This window comes from Desulfurococcus amylolyticus Z-533 (assembly GCF_000513855.1).
Classification (GTDB): domain Archaea; phylum Thermoproteota; class Thermoprotei_A; order Sulfolobales; family Desulfurococcaceae; genus Desulfurococcus; species Desulfurococcus amylolyticus.
In genome coordinates this window covers 106,902-122,759 of sequence record NZ_KI911318.1, presented here as the reverse complement: position 1 = coordinate 122,759, position 15,858 = coordinate 106,902, and the positions used below count along the sequence as shown (strand labels likewise).

Genomic DNA, 15,858 nt, shown 5'->3' with positions numbered 1-15,858 from the left:
CTGGAGCCAGCCAAGTTTTTAAATAGGGATCCCGTTATAACATGTTTATAGACTACCTGGTGAGTGATTTGAGTATTCAGGAGTCATCAAAGAAGCCCGGTGAAATAGTTTACATCCTGCCGAAGCTACATAGCGGCGAGGAAGTATTATCCCTTACAACAAGTGTTTGCCCATACTGCTACAGGGTTCTCCCAGCTGTAATAGTTGAGAGAGATGGGAAGGTATATATTAGAAGAATCTGCCCGGAACACGGTGAAATCGAGGAACTATACTACGGCGATGTAGATTTCTATAAGAGGGTTGTAAAGTACACTGAAGACGGGAGGGGGGCTAGACACATATACACACAGGTTAAAACACTATGTCCATTCAACTGTGGATTATGCCCGATGCATAAACAACATACGGCGCTGGTGAATATGGTTGTAACAAATAGATGTAACTTATCCTGCTGGTACTGCTTCTTTTACTCGGAGGCCTCGGGATACGTCTACGAGCCGAGACTGGATCAAATAAGGGAGATGGTTAGAAGCATTAAGAAGCAGGGTGTAACCGTTGCAATACAGTTGACTGGAGGGGAACCATTATTAAGGGAGGATCTCGTCGACATCGTGAAGCTATTAAAGGAAGAGGGGGTAAGACACATACAGTTAAATACTAATGGGATAAGATTCGCCGAGCTATATATAGAGGACCCAGTTAAAGCAGTCGAGTACGCTAGGGAGCTGAGAAGCAGCGGCGTAAACACAGTATACCTCAGCTTCGACGGGGTAACGCCCGTAACAAACTGGAAGAACCACTGGGAGGTACCATACATACTTGAGACGTTCAGGAAGGCCGGCATGACCAGTACTGTACTGGTTCCAACGGTTATTAAAGGCGTGAACACACATGAGCTCGGAGCTATAGTCAGGTTCGCTGCTAAACACATGGATGTTATAAGAGCAGTGAACTTCCAGCCGGTGAGCCTCACTGGATACATGAAGAAGCATGAGAGGGAAAAGTACAGGATAACAATACCAGAGGTAGTAAAGTTGATAGAGGAGCAGACCGATGGACAGGTAACCAGAGATGCATGGTTCCCGATAAACGTTAGCGCATTATTCTCAAGGTTCATAGAGGGATTCAGCGGCGAATTCAAGTTCGAGATGAGTAACCACCCGATATGCGGCGTTGGAACCTATATATATGTCGAGAAAAAAAGCAACGAGATAAAGCTGATACCTATCACTAGTTTCGTTGATGTGGAGGGTTTACTCGAATACCTAAGAGAGAAATGGGAGGACCTCGTAACTGGGTCGAACAGGTATATGGTTGGGCTGAGGCTGTTATATTCCATAAGGAAATTCATTGACTCAAGCAAGCAGCCCGAGGAATTCGACTTATACAAGCTATTGTTCAACGTTATAATAAAGCGAAGCTATGAGGCACTGGGTGAGCTCCATTACAAGCTATTATTCCTGGGCCAAATGCACTTCATGGACCTCTACAACTACGATATACAGAGGGTACAGAGATGTAATATACATTACTCGGTGCCAGATGGTAGATTAATACCTTTCTGCGCATTCAACATATTCGACGACATATACAGGGATAAAATACATAAAGAATACGGTATATCACTTGAAGAATACTCGAGCAAATACGGTCTACCAAAAGGACAGGTAACCAGGAAATATATTAGGGATAGGAGGAGGCTGGAGTCCAGTGAAATATATAAGCTAGCATATGAAGGAGTAATCCGCTCCAAGGCATGATAAATGAGTTAGCAAAAAAAATTATTTTAAATGAATCGGATGCATGAATCAATTATATTTTTCCAGACCTTAGGAAATCCCTTATAAGCCCTATACCCACTGGTGCAAAATACGCGACAGCTATCAGGTTTGGTATAGCCATGAGACCATTTGCCATATCAGCGAAATTCCAGAATACCTCGAACATTTTTGTTTCAGCAATTGCTGCAGGTATTATGGGTATAACCCACATGAACCTCCATATCCACCTCATTGGTTTCTCAGGTAATTTAAGTGTTTTAACCCAGAAGTAGATCCAGTTGACCTCACCATACCACTCCCATGTCAACAGGGTTGTAAACGCGAATAATGCTAATGCTAAACCAAGTACTACAGGCGCCCATATTCCATAGGCTCTATAGAAAGCCTCCATGGCTAATTGTGCACCAGATAGATCTGGTCTCTCGATATATACACGGGTAACTATATCAACTATACCGGTCATAGAGCATATGACTATTGTATCCATGAAAACCTCGAAGACACCGTAGAGACCTACTCTACCAGGGTGGTCGACAGTCATATACGCATACATGTTTGGAGCACTACCCAATCCAGCCTCATTAGAGAACAACCCCCTTGCAAAGCCGTATCTGATAGCCGAGTAAACTAGCCAACCAGAGAGACCGCCTGCTGCTGCCTGCGGTGTGAATGCATAAGTAAATATCTCGCTGAAAGCCAGCGGGAGATTACTGCCATATTTTATCCATATCACAAGTGATGCCACAATATACCATGTAGCCATGAACGGCACCAGGAAGTTCGATGCATCAGTGATCCTTCTGACACCGCCCAAGACTACTATTGCTGTAAATATGAAAATTAATATACCCGTTATCAACTTTGCTTGGAAAACATCAAATCCATAGGCTTTAGCAATATATTCAACACCAAGGGCCACATTATTCGCCTGCACAGTATTACCTATACCATACGCAGCGATAAATGCGAATATAGAGAATAACACTGCGAGCGCCGGGCCTACAGTCGGCACCAGCCTTATATAATATGGTGTACCCCCTTCAACTTTCCCATCCGGCGTGATTCTCCGAGACCAAGCACCCAGCGTGGCTTCAACGGCTTTAGTACCCATCCCAAGGATAGCGCAAACCCACATCCAGAAGAGCGCGCCAGCACCACCTAAATGAACAGCTGTGGAGACACCGGCTATATTACCTACACCTACCGTGGCCCCCATAACTGCAGCCCATGTCGCAAATGGACTTACCTCTCCCTTACCACCCGTACCCTTATACAACATGTTCTTAAGTACAGCTTTAAACTTGGTTACCTGGAATAAACGGCCGAGAATCGCTATCGAGAGCCCTGTTCCAGCCAATATTATTACCGCAGGAAGACCCCATACTAGTCCATCTATGAAGTTTATTGCTTCAATTATCGATTCAAGTACACCCACTCAAGATCCCCATCACATTTTTACCTATCCACAGTTTATATACTATTGCATTATTTTTAAATGTTTCCAAATAATAAGGAAACATTTATTATGTGTTCCTATTAATATTCTATTATGGGATGGGAAATGAGTGGAGAAAACATCTATCAGAGATCGACGGCTAGTTTAATAGTATGGGTCTCATCGCTAATACTGTTAACAATACTCTTACTAGAACTAGGGTTCATGACAAGTATAGATGAAGTAGTATCTAATTGGCCGGCGCATATAACCATAGTGGCCATACTTCTAGTGCTTGAGATAGTGCCATGGCTCACAGGTAGGAAAAGCCAGCCGGTGAAACCCTCGTAATACCGGGTTGCATGCTTGAGTTTCCTGGTGTTATGTAATGGATAATGAGAGCCCTGGAAAAGATCTTCAACTCATAGAGAAATATTGGAGACATGTTTCAAGTAGTCAGGGATTCAAGTATTTTCCCCTGGTGGTTAGTAGGGCAAAGGCGTCTAAGGTGTGGGATATAAATGGGAGAGAATATATAGACTTCCTCAGTAGTGCCGCAACATATAATATAGGTCACAGTAACGAGGAGGTTATCAAAGCCATCAAGGAGCACCTAGATAAATTCATACATTACTGTCTCTATTTATACCATGAACCAGTAATAGAATTATCGGAGCTACTTACAGGAATCACGTTGGGAAACCATAGGAAAAAAGTTGTATTCGGTCTCTCAGGTGGGGATGCTAATGATACAGCGCTTAAAGCCGCGTTCATCTATACCCGTAGACCCGGCGTGATATCGTATACTTACTCATACCATGGGACAACAGCTCTTGGGATAGCTGTAGGTGGATCATTCAGGGAGGAGATCAGGAAAGCAATACCGTTTAAAGACGTGTACTTCGTGGAGTACCCGGATACATATAGATGTGGTAATATAGAAGACCCTAGAGAATGCGGCGATCACCACCTTTCAAAATTAGAGGACTTACTGAAGAAGATTAACCCGTCCAGTTTTGCAGCTATAATAATGGAGCCCATACAGGGCGATGGCGGAGTATTAGTTCCCCCGGAGAACTATGTTAAAGGCTTATTCAAGCTAGCCAGGGAAAACGGGATAATAATTATAGATGATGAAGTCCAGACAGGTATGGGTAGGACAGGTAAATGGCTGGCAATAGAGCACTTTAACGTGGAGCCAGACCTAGTAGTCCTAGGTAAAGCACTAGGGGGAGGCATGCCTATATCAGCTGTTATCGGTAGAAGCGAAATACTGGATGCCGCGCCGCCTCAAACATTCTTTGCCACCTCAGCCGCACATGCATTATCCTGCGTGGCAGCCATAGCCACCATCAAATACATTAAGAATTATAACCTAGTAGAGAAAGCCAGGGAACTCGGCGACTATGCTGTAAAAAGGTTGAATGAGCTGAAGGAAAAATACGAAATAGTTGGCGATGTAAGGGGTAAGGGACTAATGATCGGGGTTGAAATAGTCAAGGAGAAGAAGCAGAAGATCCCTGACAGAAAAACAGCACTTAAAATAATATGGAGGGCATGGGAGAAAGGGGTAATAATGATGACCTACGGTAAATACGGTAATGTCCTGAGGATTGCCCCTCCACTCGTGATATCAAGGGAGGAACTTGACGCTGGGATAAACATTGTAGACGAGACAATCAAGGATGTGTTAGAGGGAAGGGTCCCGGATGATGTAATAAATAAAATGAAAGCATGGGAGTAAAACATCTCAAACACGCATCTTTAATACTTTTTTATATTTTCATTCCTAGGCTAGTATTCAATAGTGCCATGAAAAATAGAGAGGTAGCCGGGCGGGGATTCGAACCCCGGTCACGGGGGCCAGAGCCCCGCATCCTTGGCCGCTAGACGACCCGGCTACTTCATTACTTACTAAGGGGTACCAGGGGTTTTAAAGATTCCTAAAGCAATACTTTTAAAATCCCTGTCCAATATTCCATGAAAATAGTTGGGCCCGTAGCTCAGCTTGGTAGAGCGGCGGGCTTTTAACCCGTAGGTCCCGGGTTCAAATCCCGGCGGGCCCGCATTACCCGCCTTAAACCGGTGAACCATCTTTTTCCTTTCATCTCCTATCTAACTTGGACGGTGGGATCAACGAGCCATATTTATCCAGTGCCTGCTTAAGCCTTCTCTTATGCTCTAATAACGTGTCGAAGAATAACCTGGGTGTTTCAGGTGTTTTCTCATAATATATCCTATATATTCTCTCCGCTTTCTCGAGGTGCTTACCCACCCTTATCGTGAAGAGTTTCTCATATAGCTCCACGGGAAACTCCTTATTGAGCTCCCTCCTGAATAATTCAGCCAGGTCATCATACAACGGTATGAAGCCTGTAGGAGTCTCCAATGCATCCACGTCATTGTTTGCCCTGAGCTCCATCCATTTTAACCATACTCTTTTATCCACTTTCTCAGTCAGGTACCTTCCTTTATCATCCCTGAGGAAGTAGTTGACACCATATATCCTCGGCTCTCTGGTTAATTCCTCGCCGAATTTAAAGTGTAGGTTTATGAAGTCCCCTGGTGATATTGAGAGGAAGTCCAGTATAGCAAATGGATTGAACTCTCTTTCGCCGGCCTTGCCGAGCACAGCCGTGGTTCTCTCGGATTCCAGTGATGCAGCCTTTGTGACTATTCCATGAACCCAGTTAAACGCCTCCTCCACAGGCACCCATGTATCTGAGTCTCTTCCGCCAAAGATCATACCGTGAACCGGTACACCAATAGGGTCATTTATCCTGGGGTCCACCTTACTCAGGTAGAATATACTGGTTGTGAACCTGGCGTTTGGATGAGATGGTGGTACAGGCTTACCCTTTTCATCCAGTTTACCCAGCCACCATTCGCCGGCATAGTTTATTCCCTTCCTGGGCTCACTAGTCTTGCCATTCCACCATACTTCACCGTCTTCTGTTAGAAGGACATTTGCAAATATGACCTCTGTATCCCTAGATGTAAGTATCCTATATATCTCGGGGTCATCCACGGGGTTGACTCCATCAATTATTCCAAACATGCCTACTTCAGGGTTCACTCCCCTTGCCTCACCATTAACGTTTCTTATTATTGCTAAATCATCCCCGACCACGGTATCAGCTATTAATGCTGTAGAGGTCTTACCGCATCCAGCTGGGAATGCGCCCGTGAAATATGATACTCTATCACCCGGCCCCTTGACTCCAACTATGAACATATGCTCGCAGAGCCATCCCTCCCTGTACCCCTGGTAGACGCAGAGCCTTAATGAGAGCTTCTTTAATCCCACTGTGTTTCCAGCATACTGGGTGTTAACGCTGTATGTCATATTCTCCAACAGATCCACGTAGATCCTTCTCTTCGACACATTCTTACTCCATCCATACTCGTTCAATTCTCCTGTACTATGGAGGAACCTCATGTATCTTAGTGACTCGCCTTTCTCAACAAATACATCGTAGCATACCCTGTAGAGTATATTCTCACTATGCATGACATACGCTGAATCAGTCACCTGAACACCGTAGAGTGTGAACGATGAATCTTTTGGACCGAAGCAGTAGAACCCTATATACATCTCCTTACCCTTCATTATACCCTTATATATCTCCCTAAGTTCCCTCAAGCCCTCCTCTCTATCCCTGGTATTAATCATCGAGATAGATGTACCACCCACAGTGAGAATCCTAGTATTCTCCCTATCCCTTGCTAAATCAAACACGCCATCGAAGTGAACCGTGTGGAGCGGATTGTATTTACTGGGTATCTCCTCTCCTTTCTCAATAGCCCGTCTCCTAATATACTCTAGATCCTCCTTTGTACCAGTGTTAACGAATATGGAGCTGGGCTCGAGAAGCTCCGCGACCTCTGTAATCCATTCAATGAGTTTTCTATTATTTATCCTCGAGATTCTCTCAATGGATTCTCTGCTAGCATATCTGGAGAGACGGGTAAGCATATCATCCATGTAAGTATCCATATATGTTCCCCGTATCATAATATATTTACAAAATTAATAAAACATCTGACCTCATCCCTGTCCTAAAGGGCGAGGCTTTCGGTTGTAACCCGTGTTCCCCTGGACTAGGAGATGAATAGTTTCGAGAGAGAGGATGCTATCTTATCAGCTATTCTAAGGGGCTCTGGCTCAGGGCTATATATACATACATGCCTTAAGACTCTTACTACCCTACCTAGATCTATTCCCACAGCCATTACCTGTATTATTCTCCACGCCGTCTCAATTGGGATAAGACTCTCATAATAATTCCTCACCACCCTAAACCTTTCCTCCCCATCTGGAAAATGCTTTAGCAATGCTGACCTAACTCTCTCAAGGTTTAAGGGATATAGTTGAACCGCTACAACGGGCTTCCCTGTTTCGCTGTGAAGTAGAAAGGGATCTACGACATCGAACCCTGCATAAGTTACGCCGTCAAGCATTATGAGTTCACCGTTTAGAAGCCCCGACATCTCCACTATCCTCTTATATGTTTCTCCACCGTCGACAAGTACTCTTGAAACAGCTATATCGAGAACTCTGAAACCACTGGTTTTAACCCCTACTATAAAGGTGTCTCCCCTCCCGCCCTTGAATTCGGGAGGGAAAAACCCGTCGTCATAGGCCTCTATGATACAACAGTGTTTAGTCATTATGAAACACTTGATGGCTATGCTTCAACATCCTTTAATGCATCCTTAATGACTGGGAGCATATCCTTTCTTATCTTTATTATCCTCGTGATACCATATTTGCCTCTATTAACCACCTCTGAGATAATCAGCCCCATCATATCTAGTTGTGAAATAATCTCACTGATCCTGCGCAGAGAGAGCGGCTCGTATTTAAGGTTCCTCATTATATTGGAGTATGCTGTATATACTTCCCCGGTTGTCGTGGATTCCTTGGCCTCAACAAGCTCCACTATCTTCTTCAACACGAGCTTCTGGTGAAGAGGTAGCGTGACGACGCTCTGGTATATCCTGCCCTCCTCGATCTCAAGGGTGGCTTTCTTCACATGCTCTATTGTAACCCTCTCAGCACCTTCTCTTTCAGCTATTTCACCGGACACTCTGAGTAAATCCAGCGCTCTCCTTGCATCTCCATGTTCTCTCGCAGCCAGGGCTGAACAGTATGATATCACACCATCCTCTATTACGCCCTGATTGAACGCTAGTTCAGCCCTCTGCTTCAATATGGTGAATAATTGCTCGGCATTATATGGCGGGAAAACCATCTCTATCTCCCCCATACTAGACCTAACCCTTGGATCAAGGTTCTCGACGAAGTTGACGTCGTTTGTTATACCGATCAAGACTATCTTAGCCTTGCTTAATTCCTCATTGGCTCTCACAAGCTTGTATATTAGATCATCTCCTTCACGCTTAACATAGTAATCCACCTCGTCTAAGACGATTATGTGGAGGCCTCCCCAGCTATCCAACGCATTAATATATCTTCTATATACTTCACTTATCGCTAGCCCGGTGTGGGGCACCCTTAACCCGATGCTTTGAGCTATACTAGCTATCACCCTATAGGTTGTGTCAAGCTTCCTCGTGTTAACATAAGCGTAGTCAAGCCTCTTATTCAATGATGATGCCTTCTCCTTGAGCTTGGATACGACATACTTCACCACAACGGTTTTACCAGTACCTGTTAAACCATAGATTAGGACATTACTGGGCCTCATACCCTGTGCAGAAACAAGAAGATGCTCTGCAAGCCTCCTGATCTCGTTTTCTCTATGGGGCAGAGTATCAGGTATGTAGTCTGGGTGGAGGACCTCTCTGTTCCTAAATATCCTTGATGCAAATCCTCGCTTCCTAATGAGCTCGTCGATGATATCAGCCAAGATACACACCCATAAGCTTTGATACGGTTAAACACTATAGCTATAAATAATACTAGACATCCCATATCTCCCTTCAAATATTTATTTTTTCCCTGAGAGCAACTGCCTAGGAAAATCTTAAAACCCCTTGAATCATTAATCTAAAAGCGGTGGGCCGGTAGCTCAGCCTGGAAGAGCGCTCGGTTGGCATCCGAGAGGTCCCGGGTTCAAGTCCCGGCCGGTCCACTTTTTTCCCAATAGTGGAAAAAATGAGTTGATATAATGGGCATTATCTTTAAAAATCGTTTAACGATTTCTAGAAATAGGTTTAGAAAAAAGTATAGAACATATATAGCTTTGGGTGTTTACTTATGAATAAGAAAATCAATATCCTGGAACACGAGTTAGTACCGAAGCATGAAACCCTAACACCAGAAGAGGCATATGAGGTATTGAAAAAGCTGGGTGTGGAGCCGTGGCAACTCCCGTGGATATCGATCAACGATCCAGTAATTAAAGCTATTGGTGCAAGGCCAGGCGATATTGTTAGAATAATAAGGAAGAGCCCTACAGCCGGAGAGTTCGTTACCTATAGGTATGTGATAGTTGATGTCACGAGGTGAATCCCTGATTGAATATTAGTAGTCAGGAAACACTGTCACCAGATGATTTATGGATTGTAATGAGAAAGTATTTCGAGGAAAAGGGGCTTGTTAGACAGCACCTGGATAGTTATGAGAGGTTTATAAAGGAGATCCTTCCATCCATCCTCGAGGAGTTCAAAGAAATAATAATAACGAATAAAATAAAACTCGTCATCGAGAAATACAGGATAGATTCTCCTAAATGGACCAGTGTAGAAGGGATAGAGGAGTCTAAAACCCCTATGGAGTGCCGCCTGAGGAATTTAACCTATGCTACCCCGATATATGTATCAGTAAGGATAGAGGATGAAAGCGGCTACACTAGGGAGCAGGAACTGAAGCTAATGGATCTACCCGTAATGTTGAAATCGAGCATCGACCCATTAAGTAAGCTAACACCACAGGAGCTTATCGAAAATGGAGAGGATCCCAGGGACCCAGGTGGCTACTTCATAATTAATGGAAGCGAGAAAGTTATAGTGGCCCAGGAGGATCTGGCAAGCAACAATATCATCGTCGATGTCATGCCGGAGGGAAGCAGCGTAACACATGTAGCTAAGGTAACCAGTGTGTCAAGAGGACGGAGGAGTCAACTAATTATTGAAAGGAGAAAGGATGGAGTCTTCTACGCTAGTTTCCAAGGACATAAGTTCCCAGCCCTTATACTGATGATCGCCCTGGGACTCGCCAGTGAGGCGGAAATACTATATTCCACTAGCCTGAAGCCGGAGATACAAACCTATCTACTCCCCTCCATACTCCAGGTACAGGAAATACTCCCCAAGCTGGAAATACCAGAGGGCGCTAGTGAGGAGGAGGTAAGGAGGCTCAAGGAGGAATACAGGAGGAAGGTTATAGAGGAGGCACTAGACTTCATTGCCTCGAAATTCATCATTGGGAGACCCAGGGAAGAGAGAATACTGAGAGCGGAGAGGCTCCTTGATGAAAGGCTTCTACCACATATAGGCATCGACTCTTCTCCTGAAACAAGGCTTAAGAAAGCCGTCTTCATAGGACAGATGATATCAAGGATAATAGAGCTGCAGCTAGATTATAGGGAGCCAGATGATAAAGACCATTATAGAAACAAGAGGCTGAAACTCGCCGGCGACATGCTTGCAGTGCTCCTAAGAGCTGCAATGATGGGTTTCGCTAGAGAGATAAAGGAAGGGATAGAAAAACAACTCGCTAAAACCAAGAAAATAGATTTAAAAATGGTGTTCAAGCCAAGCATAATAACGGATAGAATCCAACATGCGATGGCCACTGGAAACTGGCCCGGCGGCAGGACAGGTGTGAGCCAGCTACTTGATAGAACCAACATGCTGAGTACATTGAGCCACTTAAGGAGAGTTGTCTCCCCACTGGCAAGAGGGCAACCACATTTCGAGGCAAGAGAGCTACATGGAACGCAATGGGGTAGAATGTGCCCGTTTGAAACACCAGAGGGAGCTAACATAGGACTTGTTAAAAACCTGGCATTGATGACTAATGTTAGTGTCGGAATAGATGACAAGGAGATTGAAGCACTACTATACAGGATTGGTGTAGTACCTATCGTCTCAACGCGTACTATAGACGGGAAGATCCATAAGGGTCTCATAGATATGATTAGTGAGGATGTCTCTAAAGCCAGTGAAATAAGCGAGAAATACTCCGGATGGTGCAAGGTATTCCTGAATGGTAAACTAATAGGTTACCATAAGGATGGAGAGGAATTAGCAAGGACCATTAGATCGCTGAGGAGAAGCGGGAAAATAAGCAGCGAAGTCAATGTAGCTTACATAGGCAATAAATATATCAAGGAAGTAGTGGTAAACACTGATTCCGGAAGGATACGGAGACCATTAATAGTTATTGAAAACGGAGTACCCAAGCTGACAAGAGAGCATGTTAAATTACTCAGTGAAGGAAAACTGACCTTCGAAGACCTCGTCAAGCAAGGTATAGTAGAGTACCTGGATCCAGATGAAGAGGAAAACGCCTATATAGCGCTGCAACCCAGTGATGTCACGGCTGAACATACACACCTGGAAATATGGATACCCGCGATACTTGGAATAACCGCCTCGATTATACCATACCCAGAGCACAACCAGAGTCCTAGAAACATGTATCAGTCGGCAATGGCTAAGCAAAGCCTTGGATTATACGCGGCGAACTTCCAGAGAAGAATGGATACAAGAGGACACTTCCTACACTATCCCCAGAGACCACTGGTAGAGACACGAATGATGAATGTGATAGGCTATAATGAGAGGCCAGCTGGGCAAAACATGGTTGTCGCTGTCTTAACGTACACCGGATACAACATGGAGGATGCATTGATAATGAATAGGAGTAGTGTTGAAAGGGGATTAGCAAGGTCCACGTTCTTCAGGCTATACACGACCGTTGAGTACAAGTATCCTGGAGGAATACAGGATGAGATAACTATTCCATCAACCAATGTAAGGGGATATAGGGGGCAGAAGGCGTATGAGAAACTAGAGGAAGACGGGATCGTGGCCCCTGAAACACAGGTGTCAGGCGGGGATGTATTAATAGGTAAGGTCAGCCCTCCTAGATTCCTCAGTACCCAGGAATACGAAGCAGGGGGACTCACACGTCAGGATACAAGTATAGTCATGAGGCATGAGGAAAAAGGTATAGTTGACACCGTTTTAATCACAATGGATAGCGAGGGGAATAAGCTAATAAAGGTTAGGGTAAGGGATCTCAGGATACCGGAGCTAGGAGATAAGTTTGCATCCAGGCACGGGCAGAAGGGAGTACTCGGCTTGCTGCTACCACAATACGATATGCCTTTCACGGAGGAAGGCATAACGCCGGACCTGATAATTAATCCACATGCATTCCCAAGCAGAATGACCGTAGCCCAGTTGATGGAGAGCATAGCTGGGAAAGCAGCAGCCCTCGAGGGACGCATCATTGATGGAACCCCCTTCTATAAGACCCCTATAGAAGACCTCCAGATAATACTGAGGAGACATGGTTATCCGTATACAGGCGAGGAGGCAATGTACGATGGCCGCACAGGGGAGCTAATCAAGACACCGGTGTTTATAGGTATAGTATATTATCAGAAACTACACCACATGGCAAGCGATAAAATACATGCCAGAGCCAGGGGGCCAGTCCAAATACTAACCAGGCAACCCACTGAAGGCCGTTCAAGGGCCGGTGGATTAAGATGGGGTGAGATGGAGGTTGACTGCCTTATTGGGCACGGTTCTGCATTGTTACTCAAGGAGGCTATGACGGATAGAAGTGACTCAACTATAATTTATGTATGCGAGCTATGCGGCTCGATGGGTTGGTATGATAGAAACAAAGGTAAATTCGTGTGCCCAATACATAAGGAGAAAGGAGTATTGAAACCCGTTGAGGTCTCATACGCGTTTAAACTACTGCTTCAGGAGTTAATGAGCATGGGCATAAGGCCTCGTCTACTAATTGAGGACATTACAAGGGGTGGTGGTAAGTGAGCTCAAAGATAGTTACCAATAGGATATCACGTATAAAATTCGGGATACTCTCGCCAGACGAGATAAGGAAGATGAGTGTTACCCAGATTTTCTCCTCCGAGGTATATGATAACGATGGCTCCCCTATAGATGGCGGCGTAATGGATAGGAGACTAGGAGCTATCGAGCCCGGTGAAACATGTCCAATCTGCGGTAATACAAGGGATTCATGCCCAGGTCACTTCGGACATATAGAGCTAGCTAAACCCGTTATACACGCTGGATTTGCAAAGCAGATACTTATATATTTGAAGGCGACATGTAGAAACTGCGGGAGACTCAAGATACCGGAGGAGGAGAAGGGCGAGTACTTGAGGTTGTTAAGCGATCTCCAGGAACTCGGAGCGCCCTACTTAATTAAGAGGTTCCACGAATACATTAGGCGGAGGGCGAGCACAGCGGATACATGTCCACATTGCGGTGCCAAGCAGTACAAGGTAAAGTTGGAGAAGCCCCACACATTCTATGAACAAACCGAGAGAGGGCTCTTAAAGCTAACACCAAGCGAGGTGCGTGGAAGACTCGAGAAGATACCGAATGACGATGTGAAACTACTTGGCGGAGACCCGAATGATACCAGACCCGAATGGATGGTTCTAACAGTACTACCAGTACCCCCTAGAAGCGTGAGACCATCAGTACTCTTAGAGACAGGCATAAGAAGCGAGGACGACTTAACACATAAGCTTGTTGACATAGTAAGGATAAATAACAGGCTCAGGGAGCATGTTGAGGGGGGAGCACCAAGCGCGATCATAGAGGATGAATGGGAACTACTTCAATACCATATAACCACGTACTTTGACAACGAGGCCCCAGGATTACCGGTTGCTAAGCATAGAAGTGGAAAGACATTGAAGGGTATAGCACAGAGGCTGAAGGGCAAGGAGGGAAGGTTCAGGAATAACTTAAGAGGTAAGAGAGTAGATTTCTCGGCTAGAACCGTTATAAGTCCCGATCCAAGCCTAAGCATAAACGAGGTCGGCGTTCCCGAGGACGTTGCCAAGATACTCACAATACCGGAGAGGGTGACGCCGTGGAACATCGAGGAAATGCGTAAGCTGGTGTTGAATGGACCAGAGAAATGGCCTGGAGCAAACTACATAGTGAGACCGGATGGGAGGAAAATAAGCCTGAAATTCGTGGATAGGAAGGCAGCTGCTGAATCACTGGAGTCGGGCTTCATAGTAGAGAGGCATTTAATGGATGGAGATATAGTATTGTTCAATAGGCAGCCATCATTACATAGGATATCTGTTATGGCTCATGTTGTAAGGGTCTTACCATATAAGACGTTCAGGCTGAACCTACTCGTGTGCCCACCATACAATGCCGATTTCGATGGAGATGAGATGAACCTACATGTACCTCAAAGCGAGGAGGCCAGGGCTGAGGCAAGGCTACTAATGTTGGTTGAGAGACATATTCTCACACCACGTTACGGAGGCCCTATAATAGGTGGTCTACAAGACTATATAAGTGGAGCATATATCCTCACCAGCAAGACCACACTGCTGGATAAAGACGATGTAGTAGACCTACTCTCTTCGACAGGTTATAAGGGCGAGTTACCTGAGCCTGCAATCTTAAAGCCCCGCGCTCTCTGGACCGGTAAACAGCTTGTCTCCTTATTCCTCCCAAAGGACTTCAACTACAAGAGGAACTCGAAGATCGGGAGCGCTGCAGCATTAAGGTGTATTGATGAGGATTGCCCCCACGACAGCCTCGTAATAATCAGGAACGGCGTACTGCTTGAGGGCGTACTGGATAAGGCGAGTATTGGGAGGGAGGAGCCAGAGAGTCTAGTTCACTGGCTTATAAAGGAGTATGGTGAAGACTACGGGAGAATGTTCATGGATAGAGTCTATAAGATGTTTATAAGGATGTCGGAGAAATACGGCTTAACGATGAGCTATACTCATTTAACGCTTCCAGAGGAGGCTAGGAACCGGTTAAGCGAGATAATAGCTGGGAAGAAAAAGGAGGTTGAAGAACTAATATCCAAGTATAGGAGAGGAGAGCTACTGGCAAGGCCAGGTAAGACAGTTGAGGAGACACTGGAAGATGAAATAATTGATATATTATCCAAGAAGCTACTTGACAGTGTTGCCGAGGTAATAACACCATACTTTACACTAGTCAACCCCGTTGTAATCATGGCTAGAACTGGTGCGAGAGGAAACCCAGTCAATCTGACCCAGATGGCCGCCCTACTTGGACAGCAGACAGTAAGAGGAAAGCGCCTTACAAGGGGCTACCTTGGGAGAGCACTATCCCACTTCAAGCCAGAAGACCTGGGTCCGGAGGCAAGGGGTTTCATAGCAAGCGGGTTTGTACATGGATTAAACCCTGTTGAAATGTTCTTCCATGCCGCGGCTGGTAGAGAGGGGCTGATAGATACGGCTGTCAGGACAAGCCAGTCTGGATACATGCAGAGGCGTTTAATAAACGCGTTACAAGACCTAAGGGTGGAGTATGATGGAAGTGTACGTCTTACCACAGGTGAGATAGTCCAGCTACTCTATGGTGAAGATGGTGTTGACCCGATGAAGAGCGACCATGGTAAATCCGTTAACGTAGATAGAGTCATTGAGAAAATATTTGGAGGTGGACTATAAG

General features: G+C 45.2%; 10 protein-coding genes and 3 tRNA genes. 8 read left to right on the top strand and 5 right to left on the bottom strand.

All coding sequences use genetic code 11. The annotated features are described in order from the left end of the window. Positions 1 to 41 precede the first annotated feature (41 nt). Entirely contained in the window at positions 42 to 1,760 is a 1,719-nt protein-coding gene (gene tes, locus SPHMEL_RS00700; RefSeq protein WP_051400965.1) for a tetraether lipid synthase Tes, read from the top strand. 52 nt (positions 1,761 to 1,812) lie between these two features. On the opposite strand, the gene SPHMEL_RS00695 is transcribed toward tes, so the two are convergent. Further along, positions 1,813 to 3,216 (bottom strand): alanine/glycine:cation symporter family protein, encoded by a 1,404-nt coding sequence (locus SPHMEL_RS00695; RefSeq protein WP_042666807.1) that lies wholly within the window; start codon positions 3,214 to 3,216, stop codon positions 1,813 to 1,815. Positions 3,217 to 3,342: 126 nt separating this feature from the next. Here SPHMEL_RS00695 and SPHMEL_RS00690 point away from each other — a divergent pair, with 126 nt between their 5' ends. Together SPHMEL_RS00690 and SPHMEL_RS00685 are read left to right on the top strand one after the other, a co-directional pair. Next, positions 3,343 to 3,567, top strand: coding sequence for a hypothetical protein (locus tag SPHMEL_RS00690; RefSeq protein ID WP_042666806.1), 225 nt, complete (start codon positions 3,343 to 3,345; stop codon positions 3,565 to 3,567). 37 nt (positions 3,568 to 3,604) lie between these two features. Continuing rightward, positions 3,605 to 4,960, top strand: coding sequence for an aspartate aminotransferase family protein (locus SPHMEL_RS00685; protein WP_042666805.1), 1,356 nt, complete (start codon positions 3,605 to 3,607; stop codon positions 4,958 to 4,960). 84 nt (positions 4,961 to 5,044) lie between these two features. On the opposite strand, the gene SPHMEL_RS00680 is transcribed toward SPHMEL_RS00685, so the two are convergent. Beyond that, a tRNA-Gln gene (locus tag SPHMEL_RS00680) sits at positions 5,045 to 5,117 on the bottom strand. 91 nt (positions 5,118 to 5,208) lie between these two features. Between SPHMEL_RS00680 and SPHMEL_RS00675 the strand changes: the two genes are divergently transcribed. Continuing rightward, positions 5,209 to 5,282 (top strand) — tRNA-Lys (locus tag SPHMEL_RS00675). Positions 5,283 to 5,320: 38 nt separating this feature from the next. Here SPHMEL_RS00675 and SPHMEL_RS00670 read toward each other — a convergent pair. From SPHMEL_RS00670 to SPHMEL_RS00660, 3 genes are all read right to left on the bottom strand, one after another. Further along, positions 5,321 to 7,213, bottom strand: a complete 1,893-nt coding sequence (locus SPHMEL_RS00670; RefSeq protein ID WP_042666804.1) for a phosphoenolpyruvate carboxykinase (GTP) — start codon at positions 7,211 to 7,213, stop codon at positions 5,321 to 5,323. Between the two features lie 104 nt (positions 7,214 to 7,317). After that, positions 7,318 to 7,887: an endonuclease dU gene (locus SPHMEL_RS00665; RefSeq protein ID WP_042666803.1), complete on the bottom strand. Its 570-nt coding sequence runs from the start codon at positions 7,885 to 7,887 to the stop codon at positions 7,318 to 7,320. Between the two features lie 17 nt (positions 7,888 to 7,904). After that, positions 7,905 to 9,089 carry a Cdc6/Cdc18 family protein gene (locus SPHMEL_RS00660; RefSeq protein WP_042666802.1) on the bottom strand — a complete coding sequence of 395 codons (1,185 nt, stop codon included), beginning with the start codon at positions 9,087 to 9,089 and terminating at the stop codon, positions 7,905 to 7,907. 151 nt (positions 9,090 to 9,240) lie between these two features. On the opposite strand from SPHMEL_RS00660, the gene SPHMEL_RS00655 reads away from it, so the two are divergent. The 4 genes from SPHMEL_RS00655 to SPHMEL_RS00640 all read left to right on the top strand — a co-directional run bounded on the left by SPHMEL_RS00655 (position 9,241) and on the right by SPHMEL_RS00640 (position 15,857). Further along, a tRNA-Ala gene (locus tag SPHMEL_RS00655) sits at positions 9,241 to 9,314 on the top strand. A 125-nt stretch (positions 9,315 to 9,439) separates the two neighbouring features. Then, positions 9,440 to 9,691 (top strand): DNA-directed RNA polymerase subunit H, encoded by a 252-nt coding sequence (locus SPHMEL_RS00650; protein ID WP_012609043.1) that lies wholly within the window; start codon positions 9,440 to 9,442, stop codon positions 9,689 to 9,691. 59 nt (positions 9,692 to 9,750) lie between these two features. Continuing rightward, positions 9,751 to 13,200 (top strand): DNA-directed RNA polymerase subunit B, encoded by a 3,450-nt coding sequence (locus SPHMEL_RS00645; protein ID WP_051401029.1) that lies wholly within the window; start codon positions 9,751 to 9,753, stop codon positions 13,198 to 13,200. Next, entirely contained in the window at positions 13,197 to 15,857 is a 2,661-nt protein-coding gene (locus tag SPHMEL_RS00640) for a DNA-directed RNA polymerase subunit A' (RefSeq protein WP_042666801.1), read from the top strand. Before SPHMEL_RS00645 ends, SPHMEL_RS00640 begins: the two co-directional genes overlap by 4 nt. Position 15,858: the final 1 nt, after the last annotated feature.

Bases quoted from the DNA above. Each gene is read 5' to 3' on its own strand.
- tes (WP_051400965.1), top strand. From the start codon at position 42: ATGTTTATAGACTACCTGGTGAGTGATTTGAGTATTCAGGAGTCATCA.
- SPHMEL_RS00690 (WP_042666806.1), top strand. From the start codon at position 3,343: ATGAGTGGAGAAAACATCTATCAGAGATCGACGGCTAGTTTAATAGTA.
- SPHMEL_RS00685 (WP_042666805.1), top strand. From the start codon at position 3,605: ATGGATAATGAGAGCCCTGGAAAAGATCTTCAACTCATAGAGAAATAT.
- SPHMEL_RS00670 (WP_042666804.1), bottom strand. From the start codon at position 7,213: ATGGATACTTACATGGATGATATGCTTACCCGTCTCTCCAGATATGCT.
- SPHMEL_RS00665 (WP_042666803.1), bottom strand. From the start codon at position 7,887: ATGACTAAACACTGTTGTATCATAGAGGCCTATGACGACGGGTTTTTC.
- SPHMEL_RS00650 (WP_012609043.1), top strand. From the start codon at position 9,440: ATGAATAAGAAAATCAATATCCTGGAACACGAGTTAGTACCGAAGCAT.
- SPHMEL_RS00645 (WP_051401029.1), top strand. From the start codon at position 9,751: ATGAGAAAGTATTTCGAGGAAAAGGGGCTTGTTAGACAGCACCTGGAT.